Source organism: Fervidobacterium nodosum Rt17-B1, assembly GCF_000017545.1.
GTDB lineage: Bacteria > Thermotogota > Thermotogae > Thermotogales > Fervidobacteriaceae > Fervidobacterium > Fervidobacterium nodosum.
This window is the reverse complement of record NC_009718.1, coordinates 812,626-830,894: the sequence shown is the minus strand read 5'-3', so window position 1 is coordinate 830,894 and position 18,269 is coordinate 812,626. Positions and strand designations below refer to the sequence as shown.

Genomic DNA, 18,269 nt, shown 5'->3' with positions numbered 1-18,269 from the left:
TAAAAAACTAAAAGAAACATCCCCGAAATGGCATAAAAAACCATTAAGGGGGTGTTTCCTTTGAAAGATTAGAAGATTAAAAGCCCAGAAAATGTAGACAGCATGGAAATCATGTTTTTAGCCTTTTAAAAGCGTCTATTAATTCAACAAATGAATTTTGGAATTTTTCAATCTCATCTTTTATTACATTTATTGCTTCTTCAAGCTGTTCCACTCCAGCGTAAGTTTGTTCAACAGCTTCATGTGTTACCCTTGAAATTTTTGTTAAGTTACTTACGTTTCCCACCAATGCATTCATTACATTCGAAATTATATTTAAAGACTCTTTAACGCTACTGAGATTTTCCGTGACTTTTTCTGCTAAAAGAATTGTTGAAGTTATTGATTCTTCGAGAGATTTAAGCGATTGTTTTGACTCTTTTGTTAACTGTCTTGATGATTCTGAGAGCTCCATAATCATTTCAGAAATTCTTGAAAGTCCGTCTCTATCGATATTTTGTTTACTTGTTTCAATGGAAGCATTAATCGCGAGAACTGTTATGTTATCTGATATCTCCGTTATCTTCTCAGTAAAATTGTTGAGCAAGGAAGTTTGTGAAGCAAGATGTGAAGCTGAACTTGTAATTTGTTCGATTATATCTGTGAACTCCTTTATTCTTTTGAGTATACTTTCAAGTTCTGCTGAACTTTCTTCGACATAAGCGGCGAACTCCTCAAGTGATTTGTCAAGTTCCTTTGATGCATTTTCCGTATTCTCACTCATTGATTTAATTTCAGAAGTTGAAGAAGCTGTTGAAATAATACTCTCTGATATCTTACTAAATTCACTAATTCTTTCCTCGGCATTAGTTGCAGTTTCATTAATGTTATCAAGCATTTCTCTAAATTTTTTGGTGGCTTCTGTGAGCTTATTTCCCATTTGAGATATTTCGTCATTCTCTGTTGTTTCAAGTTGAATATCAAAATTTCCAGAGGCAATCTTCTCAACTTCTAAAATGAATTTATCAAATCTCTTTTGAATTTTCTTACCGGTTTTAGAAGTAATTATGAGGACAAATATTGTGACGAGAGTAATAATCGAAATTTGTAATATAAGTCCTAATAGCCTATAATAAGAAACATTTGTTATGTCTCTCTTAATGTACAATGCCGCAAAAGTTTCACCTTTGTCATTTTTTATAGGCACTCCAACATAGAGAGACTTCCGCTTGCTCATCATATCTAAAAATCCATTGTAAATTTTGTTTTTATTAAGGTTATTTGTGAAATCTTCGACATCAGATGGTTTTATTACTTTATCTATCTTATTTACATTTTCATCATACACGATTACCAATATTCTTTTTTCAGACTCAGACTTTAAAAATGTATTTTCGTCAAAAATTTTAATATCAGCTTCTAAGTTCCCAATATATTTTCCGTTGAAAAAGACTGGTGTAGTGTATCTTAGAATAACTCCTGAATCATTACTGTAGATAGATGCTATAGGTTTGAGAGATTGTTTGATTTCTAATATATCTCTAATATATCTTTTCTGTAAGTTTTTAAATCATCTCCGTATTTGTTTGGATTGGATGTTCTTAAGAATGAGATACCATCTTCCGTATGGAAATGAAATTGGTAGAGGCCAATACTTTCGAATGTTTTTTGGTATGGAGTTATAGTTTCGATAAGCTTTTCTCTGTCTTTATTCTGAAATGCGGCTATTATGTTTTCATCAGCAAGAATTTTATCAACGATTTTTTTGCCTTTTCTTTTTCCAATTCTATTTTATCAGAGAAGTCTCTCATTATTTCATTCGCAAGGACCTTCTCCCAAACTTTATTTGCTGAATTCTGAGTAAAGATGCTGATGATAATTGAAACTAAAACAACAATCAATACTAATAAAGGGAAAAATACAGTAATGAACTTTTTGATACTCACAGTGTTAACTCACCCTCCTTTTTAGGTTGATATGTCTAATATTTTACTAAATTCGAAAATTCAAACTATTCTCCTGCTTGTTCGTAGAAAGTTATAACGAGCTTATCGTATACTATGTTTGAATTAATTCCATAATCATAGTACAATACATCTCTTATAGTTTTCGCTTGCTCAATATAGTCGGTATAATAGACGAATACAAAATATATTGTACCATCTTTACCGAAAGCCGGGAAAATTTCAATCCTATCTAGAAATTCTCTTGGAAAAACATTTTGGAAAGCTCTTAAAGTTGGCAAGACACCTTCATACATTTTATCAAATGTTATTGAAATAAGTTCATTTATCATTCCACTTATTTCATAAGGATCAAATTCTTCTTCGAAACTTTCTGCATAATATTCTTCTTCTTCTTCTTCTTCTTCAACTGTAGTTGCTTCTTCAGTCGTTGCTTCCTCTGTCATTGTTTCTTCAGTTGTAGTTATTTCTTCTTCTGTATACTCTTCTTCATTCCATTCTTCGATATATTCCAAATTCTCAAGCTCGTTTGATGCAACCTCTTCTAATAAACTTTTTAGAAGATTTTGATAATTTTCAATATTTGCCGATATCTTCAGATTACCGTTTTCCAACCTTTGAACATTTAATTTTATTATACTGTCTAATCCAGTTTCCATAACTGACAAATTAATATAAGCATACAGGAGACTATTTTTTATTTCGTTTGCATTATCTATACTTACGCCATTTGTGTTTTTAGTTTTTACATTGATTACACTGTTGTTTTTGTCGACTTCTACAAAAAATGGTTTATCCGAAAATTGGTTTATTATATCTCTTTCAAACTTTGGATCATATGTTCCTGATAATATCATCTCTTGGTTCATATTAACTGAAAATACAGCATCTGTTAAGTATTGGCTTATATTTTCACCAACGACCTCTTTTAAAAACATATCTAAAAATAATTTATAATCCTTTGTTGTTCCAATTACAGCGACGGAATTTTCAACTATGTTCAAACCAGAAAGATAAGTTTCAAATTCCTTCATCAACGACTTTTCATATTCCGTGAGTTCTTTTTCAATTAGAATTTCAACACTCATCTCGTTGTCAGTTACTTTAACTTTCATCTCGTCAGACACGGTCTTACCGTACAAGTCCACCGTGAGGAATGACCAAATACTATTTTCACCAAATCCTTTGTAGTATATATAAGCGTCTTGAGGGATGTCAATTTTAATTGTCGGAGTTTTTGAATTAATCATGTCTTCGACAATTCTTCTTTGTAATTCATTTGCTGTGATATAAACATCGTTTGGCCCTTCAATTAAATAAAATGTTATTGGACCTAAAATGACTTTTTTTGTAATTTGAGACAGTTTACTGACAATAATCGACGTTTCTTCACCAATCAAATTGTTTAGAATTTCAAGTATATCATTGATTTTTGCTTTCTGAATATCTACAACTACTGGGAGAGCAGAAATTAAATTGACCATCATTTCTTCTTCGTTTTCTGATTCACTAATCAAATATAACTGAAGAATTTTTAAAAGGCTTATAGAAGTATCACCAAAGATAGTTACAGGTCCTATGTTGTAATCGACTTGAACATCCAAAGAATTTAACAAATCATCCAATGAAGAAAAATAGAGTACAAATTTAGAATTTTCCGGAACTTGGATTGAAAAAACCATTTGTAAAGCCAAAGTTAGGAGTAACGTTATAAATAAAGTCCTAAAAACCCTAATTTTCATACGAGCTCCTCCCTTCTTTGAGTTGAAAAAACAAACAAAAAACCATTAGAGCAATCCAAGCCGCAATTTTTATTTTCGATTTTTAACTTATTTTAATGTTTTTTATTTTTGCTTTAACATTTAAACGATACAATACAAATTGTACCATAGGTTTTTGTAATAAGTGCCTGCCTAAATTAAATTTACGTCTTTACAAAAAAATTCGCGATTAAATAAACTATTGAATTAAAATAAGCCTATTTTTTTGTTAATTTATGGGAATTGTTTTAATTTAAGTTTGAAATAAATATTTAATTAATGATATAATCTAAAATTCAACAGTTCCACATTAAAATATTGGAGGTGTGAGGTATGGGTAAAAAGGTTTTAACTTTTGCTACGCTACTTTTTGTTTATTTTGCTTTTGCCCTCAACGTTATAATTCTTGTTGGGGATGGTATGTCTACAAATCAACTATTTCTCGCAAGTATTCTTGAAGGAAGAATTTTAAACACGATGACTCTTCCTTACACAGGTATAACAACAACATACAGCGCAGATTCTTGGGTTACAGATTCAGCGCCAGCAGCGAGTGCTCTTTTCAGTGGGTTTAAGATTTTGAATAAGGTGATAGGGGTGCTTCCAAATGGTGAACCTGTTCCATCCATATTTGAACTTGCCAAGAAAGCAGGTTACAAAATAGGGATAGCGGTTACATGCCAAATTACTCACGCAACACCAGCGGGCGTTTACGCAAATGTTGATAACAGAAACGATGAGCTTGGAATTGCGAAACAATTTGTTGATAAAGAAGTGGTAGATGTTGCGTTTGGTGGAGGATGGCAATGGTTTACACCTGCTTCAAAAGGTGGTTCAAGAAAAGACGAACTTGATTTGATTAAAGCTGCTATGGAAAAAGGTTATAAATACATATCAACAGTAAATGAATTGGAAAATATCAGCGCAGAGAATGAAAAAGTTCTTGGCTTATTTGCTAAAAATTATTTAGACCCAGTATCTGAAAGAAGCTCATCGCAACCTAAACTCGATCTCATGACAAAGAAAGCTTTAGAAATTCTCTCCGCAAGTGGAAAACCATTTATGCTCATGGTTGAAGGTTCGCAAATCGACTGGGAAGCGCACGCCAACGATTTCTATGGTGTATGGAAAGAAGTTGTCGAATTTGATGACGCGGTTAAGGTCGCTCTTGATTTTGCCAAGAAAGATGGAAACACACTTGTGATTGTCCTTGGTGACCATGAAACAGGTGGTTTATCACTTTCCACAGGTGGATATGCGATAAACGTTGAACAAGCGAGAAAAGCAAAGGGAACAACAACGATGTTTTTAAAACAATTTAATATAAACGATAAAGATGCGTTCATCGCTGGAATAAAAGAATGGTACGGTGTAAATATGAGCGATTCCGAATATGAAACACTCAAGAAAGTTCCATCAAATAACTTAAGAAGAGAACTCGCAAGATACATTAGTTTCAAAGTCGGTTTTGGTTGGACAACGTACGACCACACCGCGCAACCTGTACCAGTATATGCCTTTGGACCTGGCGCTGAGAACTTCACAGGAGTACTTGACAATACAGATATAGCGAAAATTGTTGCGAGGTTAACAAAGATAACAACTGTTCAATTCCCATCTATCGTTGCAAAATAAATTAATAATTTATTCTGAATTAGAGAAGAGGTGTGGTTTTCAAACCACACCTCTTTTCTAATTCTAAATATGTGATAACATTTTTTTGAGGAGTTATAAAGGAGGTGCTCCATATCAATTATGCCAAAAAAAGCAAAACAAAACACTTTAATAACTGCTATCGTTTTATCAATAATTACCATTATCTTAATACTTACTCAAAAACAAGGATTAATGAAAGCATGTGTAACTAGAGTTGTCGATGGAGACACCATTAAAGTTGAAGCAAATGGTAAAACGTACACAGTTAGATTAATAGGAGTAAACACTCCCGAAACTAATCATCCAACAAAAGGAGTTGAACCATATGGACCTGAAGCCAAAGAATTTACAACTAAACAATTAACAGAAAAAACCGTTTGGCTTGAATTGGACGTTGAGGAGAAAGATAAATACAACCGTTTGCTTGCGTATGTCTGGTTGGAAAAACCAGTTAACTTTTCGGAGGAAGAAATTAGAAAGAAAATGTTCAATGCGATACTTTTACTCGAAGGGTACGCGCAGGTTATGACCGTACCACCCAACGTCAAATATGCTGATTATTTTGTAAAATTCCAAAGAGAGGCTTTTGAAAAGCAAAAAGGGCTTTGGGGATTGAGTATGTACAATGAAAACACGAAAAGTGATTTTGTAGTTTACATATCAAAAGATGGAAAGAAATACCACTTAAAAAGTTGTAGGTACGTTAATAGTAAATACTTTCCAGTGAATATAGAAGAGGCTAGACAAAAAGGTTACACATCCTGCGGAATTTGTAAACCAGATGAAGCTTACGAAGAATGGAAAAGTAAATAAACTAACAAAAGCCCCATTCGGGGCTTTTGTTAATATTTGTTAATATTCTGTATAATTAGAAAAAAACTAAAACCTCATCTCTATACCAAATGATACTGCTGGCTTTATTTTTATTTCGTTTCTAAAGTAAACCCCGAATCCAACATCGGTATAAACACCGGTTCCTCCAGGTGAGAATATACTATCTCTTAAGTAACTTGTAAATCTCACTCCACTTTCAGCAAAAATCTCCCAAATATCTTCCAATTCGATATATTTTCCACCAAATCTTCCAAATAAGCTTAAATTACTAAAAATAGGATTGTAGTATTCTAGATACATGTATGGGTAAAAATCTTCTAAAACTTCATATGTGATTTCAATACCTGCTCCAAAAAGTATCCCCCAGTAATAATTACCGTATATATCAAAATTCGTGAATCCAGATGCCATACCAAATCCGTTATCCTTTAAAAATAATTGGAATGTTATTCCTGTAATTTGTGGGTAATTTTTCGTTTCCAAGGCCAAAGTGTTCGGATAAATTTTTTCATATGGAATAAGATATAAAGCGGTTGCAGAAGATTTATTTTCAAAAACTTTATCGATTTTTACATAGCCGGAAGTGTATCCATTATCTATTATTTGGAAAACATATCCTTGCTTGATTCCAATATTCTCGCCTGATGAAAGTGTAACCATTCCATCGCTTACGCTAGAAACCATGGAAATAAGTGGGAATAGTTTTTGAATATAACTTGCTACGTATCTTGCATTATTTGAGTAACTCCAAATCTTCGATAAATATTCTGAACTTGCCGATTCTGAGCCAAACCTATCTTTAGGTTCTTTTAAAGCTGTTGAGTAATTTTTCGAAATACTGTATGAGCCTATTAGTGTTCCTCTTTCTGTGTCAAATACTTTTAGTAAGAATCCAGTATACATTTCTAGAATATCAACGGTGGTCAAGATATAGTCGTAAAATCCATAGGCGCTTGTATAAGTTTCTTTTTCCCACGGCCCGCCGTAGTATCTAACATAGTTTCCTTTTTCCATATCTAAAACATATGTTTTATTTTTAGAATCGTATGAATAATACCTTCCAATTTCTACACGAACAGGCACATCAGTATAATATCCAATAGCTGATTTCTTTATATATCCTCCGTTGACATCATTTTCAAAGAAATAGTATCTTTCAGACCTAACTTTTTCAGTTCTTTCAACGTAATTTTCAAACGTTATCATATATTTTGGTGGCTTAAATTGTAAGAAAACACCCTTTCCAAACAAATCCTCAAAAGCTATTGTTTTAAATAATTCATTAAGGTACAACCTATCGTATATGTTATACCGTGTATCTTTTTGTAATTCTTTTAGTATATACATCCTTTGTGTTTTATCAAATTTTTCATCGAATATTACCGCGACATCCACTTTATATGGACTGTAATTATTTGGATTCTCTCTGTATAATCTACCGGTTGATTTCAATGCTTCAGAAAAGCTATCCCCACTAGTGATGATTGGAGTTACAGATTTCACAAATATCTTCTCAACATCAATATCCGTTATGTACAAAGCGATGTAATAACTTGTTTCGGTTATGTATTTTTCATACCTTCTGTAAAAACTACTTATTATATATTTTTCTTCTTCCTTCCTTGCCCAAGGATAATCGCTAAGATAAACATACAAACCATAAGGGTCAGGGACGTATATTTTTTTGTTGGAATCGTATTTGTACATTGCTTTTGAAGATGTATAATAATAACTTCCCTTGTGATAAACATACGTGCCTTCTCTATCTGGTACAAACTCATTTACTTTGTAACTGTAAGTTTCTTTTTGTATTCCAACAACGTGAACTATTCTTACAGTTTTCTCTGGTACATCTGAAAAAATATTCGAGAGTTCTTTTGAAATATCAATATTTTCATAGTAAGATGGTAAATTCTTATCGATGATAACGTAAAGATTATTGGCAAATATATTTGAAATAGCTAAAACCAAGAAAATAATAAGAGTAAAGGATAAAGACTTCTTTACCATGAGACCCCACCACCTATCTTAAAGGTGTTGAAAGATGTTAATTGCTCAATTGGAATAGAAAATTCGAAATTTAACAAGCCAAATTTGGTTGATAAACCTAACAGTGTTTCTATTTTTACCTCGTATGGAATTGTTTCAGACGTAGATATGGAAAGTTTACTGAGCAGGTAGAGACCATCATCTCCCGTACCTATTAACCTGATTAATCCGCTAAATGTAAAAATGAATTTATCGTACGTTCCATTTATGATACTTTCCAAATTAAGCCCAACTCCAGTCTCAAAGTAAGAGATTGGTTCACGATGTATATTGAATTGCTTAATAGGCAATGTTAACAAAATATATGATTCAGTGAGAGAAAAACTTTGATCTGTTATAAACAACATTTTAAATCCCATTGGAAAAGGTTCTTGCCCACCTTCTTTTACTTCATCTTGAGGCTTTATTTCTTCCCCTCTTTTTATATACACAACCTCACATTCGCTGTAATCCTTCCCCGTCCTTCTAACAACAACTTCCGCTATTTTGTTATTGTTCCTATATACACTGAAAACCTTTCCAACCTTTACAAAATCATCCTCACCTATATTTAAGATAACCCTTGGAAATTTAACTTCCTCAACGACACCAGACAACTTTTCTTTAAATTCCAATACCGAGTGTAATTTGCTGGCAATATCGGAAGCAAGACCGGAAATAACATCGTTGAAGCTATTTTCCACTCTTAGCAATCGGTTGTTGTACGGATCGTATGAGTGTTTCACGGCGTAAATAGACGAAGAAATTTCAAATGAGCCAGAAAGAGCTTTATTGTTATTTATATAGAGTGAATAATCTGCGTTTCCTTCAACTATGTACACAACATTCGTATGTGGGACTCTCGAGTAAAATGAATCAAAAATCACACTGTAATACTTCCCATCAACGCCTTTTACATAACTCCCCTCAGAGCTTTGAACATAATTTTCCTTTCCATTTACATATTCAAGCTTATATCTAACTCCTGGATAAACCCTTATATAATCTCCAAAATTGTAAATGTAATCACCAGAAATATTATTTTGTATGAATTCTTTGTATACATTTTCTTTACGGATTTGTTGAACGTGTACATCAATTTGGAATGTTCCCTGCGGGGAAGTTTGCTTGGAGAGAATTTGTTCGGCGGAGGAAAGTAAATCCTGGAGCCAAAGTTCTGAATAAAGCAATTTTAAAGCATTTTGAAGGGCAACTTCAAATCGTTTAGAATCAACAATCTCTGGGAAAATCGCAGACTCAGAAACCGTTTTTAACACATTGTCAGGTGCGTAAACCCTTATTGCGACATCGATAACTGGCCGAGCGAAAAAACTATTGACAGGAAAGAGCAGAAATGACAAAGTAAAGAGTAGAAAGACATAAAAGTAAAACTTGCCAAAATTTCCATTCATCCATATCCCCCCTTTGGCAAATGATACTTCAACTATTCTCAGCTATATATTAACACTAAATGGTGTTTTTTCAAAATTTGGTTTAATTATAATTAAGATTAATATAACAAATTCTAATTGTAAAAACGTATATATCTTCTATTTAATCGTAATCACCTCTTAGAATTTTTGGAGAAAAAATGATTTTCCATATTTATTCTCTAATTCCTAAGGGACTGACCGAAGAGTAAAGGGAACGAAGAATGGTGGAGAATTTTTGGTGGGGGAAATGACGATTAGGCCTATTCAGTTCAACAAACGGTAGACGGAGGATACATCGTTGCTGGATATACTACATTTGGTGCTGAATGGCAGGATGTATATATTCTAAAATTAGACAGTCAAGGTAACATACAATGGGAGAAAACATTTGGAATGGAGGATAATTGAGGAAGATTAGGAAAATATTAAGAAAAAAACAAGCCCCAGGTTTTTGAACCTGGGGCTTGTTTTTTTCATGGTAGTATATATTATACCACACACCTAAAAATTTGTCAATACCCTAATTTTTAATTTTGATTTTTTTAAAATTCCCTAAGACAGGTATATTTTACAACTCAATTTTGGAAAAGTCAACTGGTATTTGGTATAATTTTAAAGTGAATTGTTTATACTAATTGGGGGGATACTTAGAATGAAAATTTTGCATACATCGGATTGGCATTTGGGTAAAAGGCCAGTTGGTGGCATAGGTGAAAATTCGTATTCTGATTTTAGATATAACGATTATTTCAATGCTGCCGAGTATATAGTCGATAGGGCTATAGAAGAGAATGTTGATTTGTTCATTATCGCTGGTGATTTATTCGACTCTAATAAAATAAATCCAGATATACTCGAGCGCACGGAAGGTATTCTCAAAAAGCTCAAAGATAAAGATATCCCTGTTTTTACTGTTCTTGGAAATCATGATATCGCATACGATAGAGATTCTTGGGTTGATTATTTGGAGAAGAAGGGGTTATTAGTAAACCTTGGTTTTGAGCGTGATGGAGAAATTTTTAAATTCGAAGAATGCGAATTTAGGGGTTTTAGGATTTACGGCGTTCCGTACCAAGGTAATCTTATCGATGAAGTTTTGCAAGGTCTCTCAGAGCAAATAAGCGGAGATAATAATATCGTGATTTGTCATACTGCTATCGTTAGCGAGGAGACTAATCAAGAATTGCTGCCAGGTTGTGTAACGAAAGAGATTATAGATTCTTTCCGTGGTAAAGTTATTTATTTTGCTGGTGGGCATTTTCATTCTAAGAAAATCTATCCAGCAAGTCAACCATTCTTTTATATCCCCGGAAGTCCAGAATACTGGGATTTGTACGAAAATGGCGAAAAGGGATTTTTCATATTCGACACAGATACCTTTACTCATTCTTTTTTCCAATCCCGCAAACGAAAAAGAAGTATGCATAAGATCCAAAGTTCTAAGATTTATGATTTTGTCGCCAATTTAGAAGTGGAGGATGGAGAGATAGTAATCCTGAGGGTTTTTCTTGATAACGACGATTTTATTGACGTTGATAGAATAAAAAAGGAATTGTTGGATAAGGGAGCTTTAAAAGTAGAAAGCAGAATCGAGATTAACAATGTCAACGATATAAATGGCAGTGAGATGAGGTATCGAAGTAAAGAGTTGATAGAAAAAGAGTTAATATCATCTTGGAATAATGTATTTTCAATTAGCGAAGAGAGAGTTAATGAAACGTATGAGTTTATAAGGAAGGCTAAGATGTTCTTTGAAGACGAAGATTTGAATAATTCAGACGAATATATTTACGAGATATTCGATGAATTTATCGGCAGAATCATGGGGGTTCAGAGAAATGATTAATAAAATTAAATTGGAGAATTTCAAATGTCATTTAGATAGAGAATTTGATTTTGTCTCTGGGATTAATGTTATCGTTGGAAGAAACGGCGCGGGTAAGAGTTCCATATTCGAAGCGCTTGGGATGGCTTTGTTTGGTATAAGTGAGAAAAAGCCTAAGGACCTTATTTCACGTTTGAGTAGTCAAAATAGTTATTTTAAGATAAATGTTGAATTTACGGGAGAAGATGGAATAAGGTACGAAGTAGAAAGAGTGTACAAATCGGGAAAAAATAGTTGGGTACTAAGGCAAGTGGGGAGTAACAATGTGATTACTAACAAATTAGATGAAGTTCCAAAGTATGTTAGTAAACTCTTGGGGCTTGGGGTAACGAATTTCAAAGAACTTTTCAAGAACATAATGTGCGCTTATCAAAATGATATTACAACAGTATTCGCGATGCAAAATGAAGAATCCAAACGTTTTTTTAACAAGATATTCGAGGTAGATGTGTACGATAAGATTTATAACAATTTCAAAGATGTCATAAATAAATATGAAGCGAAAATTAGTGAGTTAGATGGTTCAATAAACATTTTGAAGAATGACATTGAAAAATACAAAGGTATCGACGAAAAATTATCGAATATTCGTGATGAAATTTCAAAGAAAGAAACTGAAAAGAAAGATTTGGAAACGTTAATTTATTCTCTAAAGTCTAAAAAGTCTGAGTTGGAAAAGCAAATAGAAGACGCTCGGAATCTAAAAAATGATTTGGAAAAAAACTTGAAAGTTTTGGAGAGCACGCAGGCGAATTTAGAAGAAATTTCAAAGCAAATTGTGGAAGCCGAGAACGCTCGAAAAATTGTCGAAAGGTTGGAACCTTCTTACAAAGAATTTGAAGCCTTAAGTGAGAAAATAAGTCAAAAAAGAAAGCTCGAGCAAGAACTCAGGAAAAAGCAACAAGAAAAGCAAAATATTGAAATGAGGATTATAGAGCTTAAGAATAAAATCAGTGTCGCGGAAGCAAAAATAAATGAAACTAACGAAAGATTGTCTATTTACGATGTAGAAATACAAAAACTCCAAGGTGATAAGTCAAAACTTATTGAAGAGATAGAAATCAAAAGGACAGATTTAGAAAAAGCCAAGAAAGATATGGATGAAGCAAAAAAGGTAAAAGAGAGTATAAAAAGAATATATCAAGATTACCGTGACAATTTAAAGGAGAAGGAAAATATTGAAATTGAGTTATCAAATGAGGAAGAAAAGAGGGAAAAATATCAATCACTGATTGAACAAATCCAAAGTTTGCAAAATGCTATTGATGAATTGAATAAAAAGATATCAGAAGAAGCTAATATAATAAGTGAGAAAGCCAAAATCGAAAACGAATTGGAAAATTTAGAAAATGCCTCAAGACAGCTTTCCAGTGGAAATTGTCCGCTTTTAAATGAGCCTTGTCAAAATATACTTCAAGCCAAGGGCACAGATGTGTATTTTGGAAACAAGCGAGATTACTACAAAGAAAAGCTGAGTGAACTTCTAGAAAAGGAAAAAGAAATCAATACAGCAAAGAACAAAAAGGAAGAGATTAGTAAGCAGTTAAAAGAAAAAGAAACGGAAGCTGGCACGTTATCTCACCAAATCGATGAGATGGATAAGAAAAAAGCAAAATTAAAGCAGATAAGTGAATTCATTGAAGATATAGCGCAAAAATACGGAGACATTTCAAAGTTAGTTGAAGAAGCTGATAACAGATTAAATGAGATTAACTCAGCTATAGGTTCGATTAATGCGGAAATAGATAGTAAATTTAATCAATTAAAAAATATTGAAAAAGAAATCAGTGAAAAGACAAATCGTTATCTCAGTATTAAAAACGAGATAGATAAACTCTTGAAAGAAAAAAGCGAATACGAAGATAATCTAAAAACTTTCGAGGAAAAACTTGGAAAATATGTTGGTATAGATGAAGAATTAGATAGAGTAACCAAAGAGATTGAAGAACTTGAGTCAGAGAAGAATAAGCGCGAGGTTGATTACAAAGAATATATGATTAATAAAAAAATGGCTGAAAAACTCGAAGAGTTGAACGAAAAGAAAAAGGTATTGGAAAGTGAAATAGAACAAAGCAAGAAGATAGTGGACGATTTAAAGGTGAAAATTAATATGTTGAAACCTTTAGAAGAATTAGAAACAGAAAAAAAGAGTATTGAGGACGAACTTGAGAAGAAAAACGAGGAACTAAAAAATTTAGAGGTACGTTTAGGGGAATTGGGAAGAGATGAAAATCAATTAGTTAGTCAAATTGAAGAAAGAGAAGAGAAAATCAATCAGTTAAGAAATTACGAAGACAAAAAATCAGTATTTAATAAAAAGCTGGAACTAACGAAAGAGTTCAGAGAGAAAATAAAAGTGATGGGTGTTAAAGTTACGGAGTACTTGACACGCCAAATTGTTTTGGAAGCTACAGAAAATTACAGAAAGATGACAGGGAATCAGGAAAGTATAGAAGTTGACCATTCCGAAGGAAAGTACATATTCAGACTCTCAGATCCGATTAAAGGTGTTCGAGAATTTAGTGAACTATCAGGTGGTGAACAAGTTAGCGCGGCTATTGCGTTGAGGATAGCTATCGCTAAAATATTAGCTAACGCAGATATATACATACTTGATGAACCAACTGTCAATCTTGATGAGGAAAGAAGAAAATTGTTAGCTGAGAATTTGAGAATATTACTTGGAAATATATCTCAAGCGTTTATAATAACCCACGATGAGGAATTTATAGGCAAAGGTTATCATGAGATAAGGCTATAAATTTTATAACTTTTGCGGAATTTGTAAAACCGCAAAAGGAGGTGGAAAATTTGGAAGAAATTTTGACGCTTGTAAGTTGGCTTAAGAATTCAAAATTTACCACAGTGCTTACCGGTGCTGGAGTTAGTGTACCGAGTGGTATTCCTGACTTTAGAAGTAAAAATGGAGTTTATTCCAAATGGGGACAGGAAATTTTTGATATAGATCTTTTCCATCAAAATCCTGACAGATTCTACGAATTTGCAAAGCAAGAACTGATAAAAATGCTCGATGTCGAACCTAATGAAATCCATTATTTGCTGGCTTATCTTGAAAAGTTGAATATAGTAAAAGGGGTTATAACCCAGAATATAGATAATCTTCATAAAAAAGCGGGAAGTCAGAAAGTTGCGGAAATCCATGGAAATGTACGCACTTGGAGTTGTTTGAAATGTGGTAAAAGATATGATTTATTCAATTCACAGCATAAAGAATTTTTGATTGACAGAAATTTTAGATGTGAATGTGGTGGAGTAACAAAACCGGATATAGTATTTTTCGGTGAAATGTTGCCATTGAACGAGTACTCTAAAGCAGAGAACTGGGCTAAAGAAAGTGACGTATTCATAGCTATGGGCACGTCACTTGTTGTTTACCCAGCGGCGCAATTGCCTATTTACGCAAAGCACAGTGGAGCAAAATTGTGTATAATTAATAAAAATGAAACGGTGCTTGATGATTACGCTGATTTAGTAATTCATATTGACCTGATTGACTTTGCGAAAGAAGTAAGAAGACACTTTTAGAATATCTTCCTTCTGTAATGACAATACGGGGTTTTTCCCGTTTTTTCGTAATAATCTTGGTGGTAATCCTCGGCAAGCCAAAAGTCACTTGCCTTTTTTATTTGCGTTGCGACTTTATACTTTTTACTAAGTTCGTCCTTTATTTTCTCTGCCACCTCTTTTTGCTTTTCGTTTGTATAGAAAATAACGCTTTTATACTGTTCGCCTATATCTGGTCCTTGACCGTTTTCTTGTGTGAAATCGTGAATTTCGAAGAAATACTTAACCAAAGTCTCTTCGTCGATTTTTAGCGGATCAAAGATAACTTCAACGGTTTCATAATGACCTGTTAGACCTGTACACACTTGCTCGTACGTCGGATTTTTTCTATGTCCACCCATATATCCAACGCGTGTATCAACTACACCGTCAAGTTGTTTGAAAAGGTGTTCCACTCCCCAAAAGCATCCACCTGCAAAGAACATCCTGTCAATAGGTGGTTTTTGGCCTTCGGGAATAAATTTCATTGATACTGAATTTACGCAGTGTCGAACATTTTTCGGTGTGAAACCCTCTCCGTAGAAAACGTGTCCAAGATGCGCGCCACAGTAAGCACAAACAATTTCCGTTCTTTTACCATCTCTATCTAACTGCTTTCTCACGGCTCCTGGTATTTCATCATCGAACGCTGGCCAACCACAACCAGAGTGGAATTTATCGTTAGAATTGTAAAGTGGTATGCCACAGTTTTTGCATACATAAATTCCTTTCTCAAAATGATTTTCATATTCTCCGGTAAATGGTGGTTCAGTTCCTTTCTCAAATAGGACAAATTTTTCAAATTCACTTAGATTATTGTTTACAATCCTTTTTTTCATAATTTTGCCTCCATAAATTATATTGAGTTTAATTGTATACTTTATATAATTTTATCACAAAAAGATAAAAAATAAAGTCATGAATTTGAATCAATAAAAAGCAGGAAATAGTTGATAGATTATTTTGATGAGTTGAAACAAAAAAATTAATAACTTAATGTGGATTTATATTATTATTAGATAAAGATTTTTGATGTGTTAAAACGCCTGAGTAATAGGAAGGATGATGTAATTTGTAACAGACAAAGGTAGATAGTTGTTACGCGAGAAGGCTTTACAGTTAACAAAAGATGGTGTAGAATGAAACTCGCGCTGCGAAAAAGCAAAGCGCAAGAAAAAGAAAAACAAAAAAATAAAAAAGTCAGTTGACAAAAACAAGTGAATGTGGTAAATTAAGAAACGCTTGAGAAAAAAGCGAAATGAAAAAACGAATAAAAATACCCCTTGACAAAAATAAGCGAACGTGGTAAAGTATGAAACGCGCGATAAAAGATTGACACGATGAAGTGAAGGAAAGAGTCCGGTCATTGAAATATGAATAGCAGCCACCGAAAAAAAGATAAAGAGCAGGGTTGAACCTGAAGATTAGCTTGGAGGGTTTGATCCTGGCTCAGGGTGAACGCTGGCGGCGTGCCTAACACATGCAAGTCGAGCGGTGCAGCTGGAGACTTCGGTTGAAGGCTGCATAGCGGCGGACGGGTGCGTAACACGTAGGAACGTGCCCCCTGGAGGCGGATAGCTACGGGAAACTGTAGGTAATCCGCCATAGACTCGGGAGAGTAAAGGCCGGAAGGCGCCAGGGGAGCGGCCTGCGGCCCATCAGGTAGTTGGTAGGGTAACGGCCTACCAAGCCGACGACGGGTAGCCGATCTGAGAGGATGGTCGGCCACAAGGGCACTGAGACACGGGCCCTACTCCTACGGGAGGCAGCAGTGGGGGATATTGGACAATGGGCGAAAGCCTGATCCAGCGACGCCGCGTGGAGGACGAAGCCCTTCGGGGTGTAAACTCCTTTTGCTAGGGAAAAAGTACTGATGGTACCTAGCGAATAAGCCCCGGCTAACTACGTGCCAGCAGCCGCGGTAATACGTAGGGGGCGAGCGTTACCCGGAATCACTGGGCGTAAAGGGTGCGTAGGTGGCCCTGTGTGTCTGGCGTTAAATACCACGGCTCAACTGTGGGATTGCGCTGGAAACTGCAGGGCTTGGGTGCGGCAGAGGCAGATGGAACTGCTGGTGTAGGGGTGAAATCCGTAGATATCAGCAGGAACGCCGGTGGAGAAGTCGGTCTGCTGGGCCGTAACCGACGCTGAGGCACGAAAGCTAGGGGAGCGAACCGGATTAGATACCCGGGTAGTCCTAGCCGTAAACGATGCTCACTAGGTGTGGGGCCGGAAGGCTCCGTGCTGAAGCTAACGCGATAAGTGAGCCGCCTGGGGAGTATGCCCGCAAGGGTGAAACTCAAAGGAATTGACGGGGGCCCGCACAAGCGGTGGAGCGTGTGGTTTAATTGGAAGCTAAGCCAAGAACCTTACCAGGGCTTGACATGCTGGTGGTACCGAGCCGAAAGGTGAGGGACGCTACCGTAAGGTAGTGAGCCAGCACAGGTGGTGCACGGTCGTCGTCAGCTCGTGCCGTGAGGTGTTGGGTTAAGTCCCGCAACGAGCGCAACCCCTGCCCTTAGTTGCCAGCACGAAAGGTGGGCACTCTAAGGGGACTGCCGGCGACGAGCCGGAGGAAGGAGGGGATGACGTCAGATACTCGTGCCCCTTATGTCCTGGGCGACACACGCGCTACAATGGGGCGGACAGCGGGAAGCGAGCCAGTGATGGTGAGCAAAACCCTCAAACCGTCCCCCAGTTCAGATTGTGGGCTGAAACCCGCCCACATGAAGCCGGAATCGCTAGTAATCGCGGATCAGCCACGCCGCGGTGAATACGTTCCCGGGCCTTGTACACACCGCCCGTCAAGCCACCCGAGTTGCGGGCACCCGAAGACGGTAATGCTTAGGCATACCGTTGAGGGTGAACGTGGTGAGGGGGGCTAAGTCGTAACAAGGTAGGTGTACCGGAAGGTGCGCCTGGATCACCTCCTTTCTAAGGAGAGACAGGTGGCTGCTATTCGTATTTGAGTGATTGGGCTCGTAGCTCAGAAGGTCAGAGCGCACGCCTGATAAGCGTGAGGTCGGAGGTTCGATTCCTCCCGAGCCCACCATGGGTGGGGACATAGCTCAGCTGGGAGAGCACCTGCTTTGCAAGCAGGGGGTCAGGGGTTCGAATCCCCTTGTCTCCACCAATGGGACAGGTCATTGAAAAGTGCATAGGGAAG

The 18,269-nt window shown here is 35.7% G+C and carries 12 protein-coding genes, 2 tRNA genes and 1 rRNA gene; 8 read left to right on the top strand and 7 right to left on the bottom strand.

Annotated elements, in window-relative coordinates; translation table 11 throughout:
• Window positions 1–109: 109 nt before the first annotated feature.
• The 4 genes from FNOD_RS09375 to FNOD_RS03915 all read right to left on the bottom strand — a co-directional run bounded on the left by FNOD_RS09375 (window position 110) and on the right by FNOD_RS03915 (window position 3,685).
• A complete protein-coding gene (locus FNOD_RS09375) occupies window positions 110–1,327 on the bottom strand; it encodes a methyl-accepting chemotaxis protein (RefSeq protein WP_011993927.1) in 1,218 nt (405 codons plus the stop codon).
• Between the two features lie 182 nt (window positions 1,328–1,509).
• Window positions 1,510–1,671, bottom strand: a complete 162-nt coding sequence (locus FNOD_RS09985; RefSeq protein WP_420794726.1) for a hypothetical protein — start codon at window positions 1,669–1,671, stop codon at window positions 1,510–1,512.
• Between the two features lie 35 nt (window positions 1,672–1,706).
• Window positions 1,707–1,925, bottom strand: a complete 219-nt coding sequence (locus FNOD_RS03920; RefSeq protein WP_041256869.1) for a hypothetical protein — start codon at window positions 1,923–1,925, stop codon at window positions 1,707–1,709.
• Window positions 1,926–1,990: 65 nt separating this feature from the next.
• Window positions 1,991–3,685, bottom strand: coding sequence for a hypothetical protein (locus tag FNOD_RS03915; RefSeq protein ID WP_011993926.1), 1,695 nt, complete (start codon window positions 3,683–3,685; stop codon window positions 1,991–1,993).
• Between the two features lie 351 nt (window positions 3,686–4,036).
• Here FNOD_RS03915 and FNOD_RS03910 point away from each other — a divergent pair, with 351 nt between their 5' ends.
• Together FNOD_RS03910 and FNOD_RS03905 are read left to right on the top strand one after the other, a co-directional pair.
• Window positions 4,037–5,338 carry an alkaline phosphatase gene (locus tag FNOD_RS03910; protein WP_011993925.1) on the top strand — a complete coding sequence of 434 codons (1,302 nt, stop codon included), beginning with the start codon at window positions 4,037–4,039 and terminating at the stop codon, window positions 5,336–5,338.
• Window positions 5,339–5,458: 120 nt separating this feature from the next.
• Window positions 5,459–6,172 carry a thermonuclease family protein gene (locus tag FNOD_RS03905; protein WP_011993924.1) on the top strand — a complete coding sequence of 238 codons (714 nt, stop codon included), beginning with the start codon at window positions 5,459–5,461 and terminating at the stop codon, window positions 6,170–6,172.
• Between the two features lie 66 nt (window positions 6,173–6,238).
• Here the strand turns inward: FNOD_RS03905 and FNOD_RS03900 are convergent, their stop codons facing one another.
• Together FNOD_RS03900 and FNOD_RS03895 are read right to left on the bottom strand one after the other, a co-directional pair.
• Entirely contained in the window at window positions 6,239–8,203 is a 1,965-nt protein-coding gene (locus tag FNOD_RS03900) for a hypothetical protein (protein WP_011993923.1), read from the bottom strand.
• Entirely contained in the window at window positions 8,197–9,633 is a 1,437-nt protein-coding gene (locus FNOD_RS03895) for a hypothetical protein (protein WP_011993922.1), read from the bottom strand. The genes FNOD_RS03900 and FNOD_RS03895 overlap by 7 nt, the downstream gene beginning before the upstream one ends.
• Window positions 9,634–10,306: 673 nt before the next feature.
• On the opposite strand from FNOD_RS03895, the gene FNOD_RS03890 reads away from it, so the two are divergent.
• Genes FNOD_RS03890 through FNOD_RS03880 form a run of 3 tightly spaced genes read left to right on the top strand, consistent with a single transcriptional unit; the run spans window position 10,307 to window position 15,085 of the window.
• Window positions 10,307–11,500: a metallophosphoesterase family protein gene (locus FNOD_RS03890; RefSeq protein ID WP_011993921.1), complete on the top strand. Its 1,194-nt coding sequence runs from the start codon at window positions 10,307–10,309 to the stop codon at window positions 11,498–11,500.
• Window positions 11,493–14,300 carry an AAA family ATPase gene (locus FNOD_RS03885; protein WP_011993920.1) on the top strand — a complete coding sequence of 936 codons (2,808 nt, stop codon included), beginning with the start codon at window positions 11,493–11,495 and terminating at the stop codon, window positions 14,298–14,300. Before FNOD_RS03890 ends, FNOD_RS03885 begins: the two co-directional genes overlap by 8 nt.
• A gap of 50 nt (window positions 14,301–14,350) precedes the next feature.
• The gene (locus FNOD_RS03880) at window positions 14,351–15,085 is read left to right on the top strand and encodes an NAD-dependent protein deacylase (protein WP_011993919.1); all 735 of its coding nucleotides are present in this window, start codon (window positions 14,351–14,353) and stop codon (window positions 15,083–15,085) included.
• On the opposite strand, the gene FNOD_RS03875 is transcribed toward FNOD_RS03880, so the two are convergent.
• Window positions 15,082–15,942, bottom strand: coding sequence for a bifunctional methionine sulfoxide reductase B/A protein (locus tag FNOD_RS03875; RefSeq protein ID WP_011993918.1), 861 nt, complete (start codon window positions 15,940–15,942; stop codon window positions 15,082–15,084). The genes FNOD_RS03880 and FNOD_RS03875 overlap by 4 nt on opposite strands.
• Before the next feature lie 587 nt (window positions 15,943–16,529).
• On the opposite strand from FNOD_RS03875, the gene FNOD_RS03870 reads away from it, so the two are divergent.
• The 3 genes from FNOD_RS03870 to FNOD_RS03860 all read left to right on the top strand — a co-directional run bounded on the left by FNOD_RS03870 (window position 16,530) and on the right by FNOD_RS03860 (window position 18,236).
• Window positions 16,530–18,037, top strand: a 16S ribosomal RNA gene (locus FNOD_RS03870).
• A 41-nt stretch (window positions 18,038–18,078) separates the two neighbouring features.
• Window positions 18,079–18,155, top strand: a tRNA-Ile gene (locus tag FNOD_RS03865).
• 5 nt (window positions 18,156–18,160) lie between these two features.
• Window positions 18,161–18,236, top strand: a tRNA-Ala gene (locus FNOD_RS03860).
• Window positions 18,237–18,269 lie beyond the last annotated feature (33 nt).

Excerpts from the sequence above, each read along its gene's own strand:
- FNOD_RS03915 (WP_011993926.1), bottom strand. The coding sequence starts at position 3,685 with ATGAAAATTAGGGTTTTTAGGACTTTATTTATAACGTTACTCCTAACT.
- FNOD_RS03910 (WP_011993925.1), top strand. The coding sequence starts at position 4,037 with ATGGGTAAAAAGGTTTTAACTTTTGCTACGCTACTTTTTGTTTATTTT.
- FNOD_RS03905 (WP_011993924.1), top strand. The coding sequence starts at position 5,459 with ATGCCAAAAAAAGCAAAACAAAACACTTTAATAACTGCTATCGTTTTA.
- FNOD_RS03900 (WP_011993923.1), bottom strand. The coding sequence starts at position 8,203 with ATGGTAAAGAAGTCTTTATCCTTTACTCTTATTATTTTCTTGGTTTTA.
- FNOD_RS03895 (WP_011993922.1), bottom strand. The coding sequence starts at position 9,633 with ATGAATGGAAATTTTGGCAAGTTTTACTTTTATGTCTTTCTACTCTTT.
- FNOD_RS03890 (WP_011993921.1), top strand. The coding sequence starts at position 10,307 with ATGAAAATTTTGCATACATCGGATTGGCATTTGGGTAAAAGGCCAGTT.
- FNOD_RS03885 (WP_011993920.1), top strand. The coding sequence starts at position 11,493 with ATGATTAATAAAATTAAATTGGAGAATTTCAAATGTCATTTAGATAGA.
- FNOD_RS03875 (WP_011993918.1), bottom strand. The coding sequence starts at position 15,942 with ATGAAAAAAAGGATTGTAAACAATAATCTAAGTGAATTTGAAAAATTT.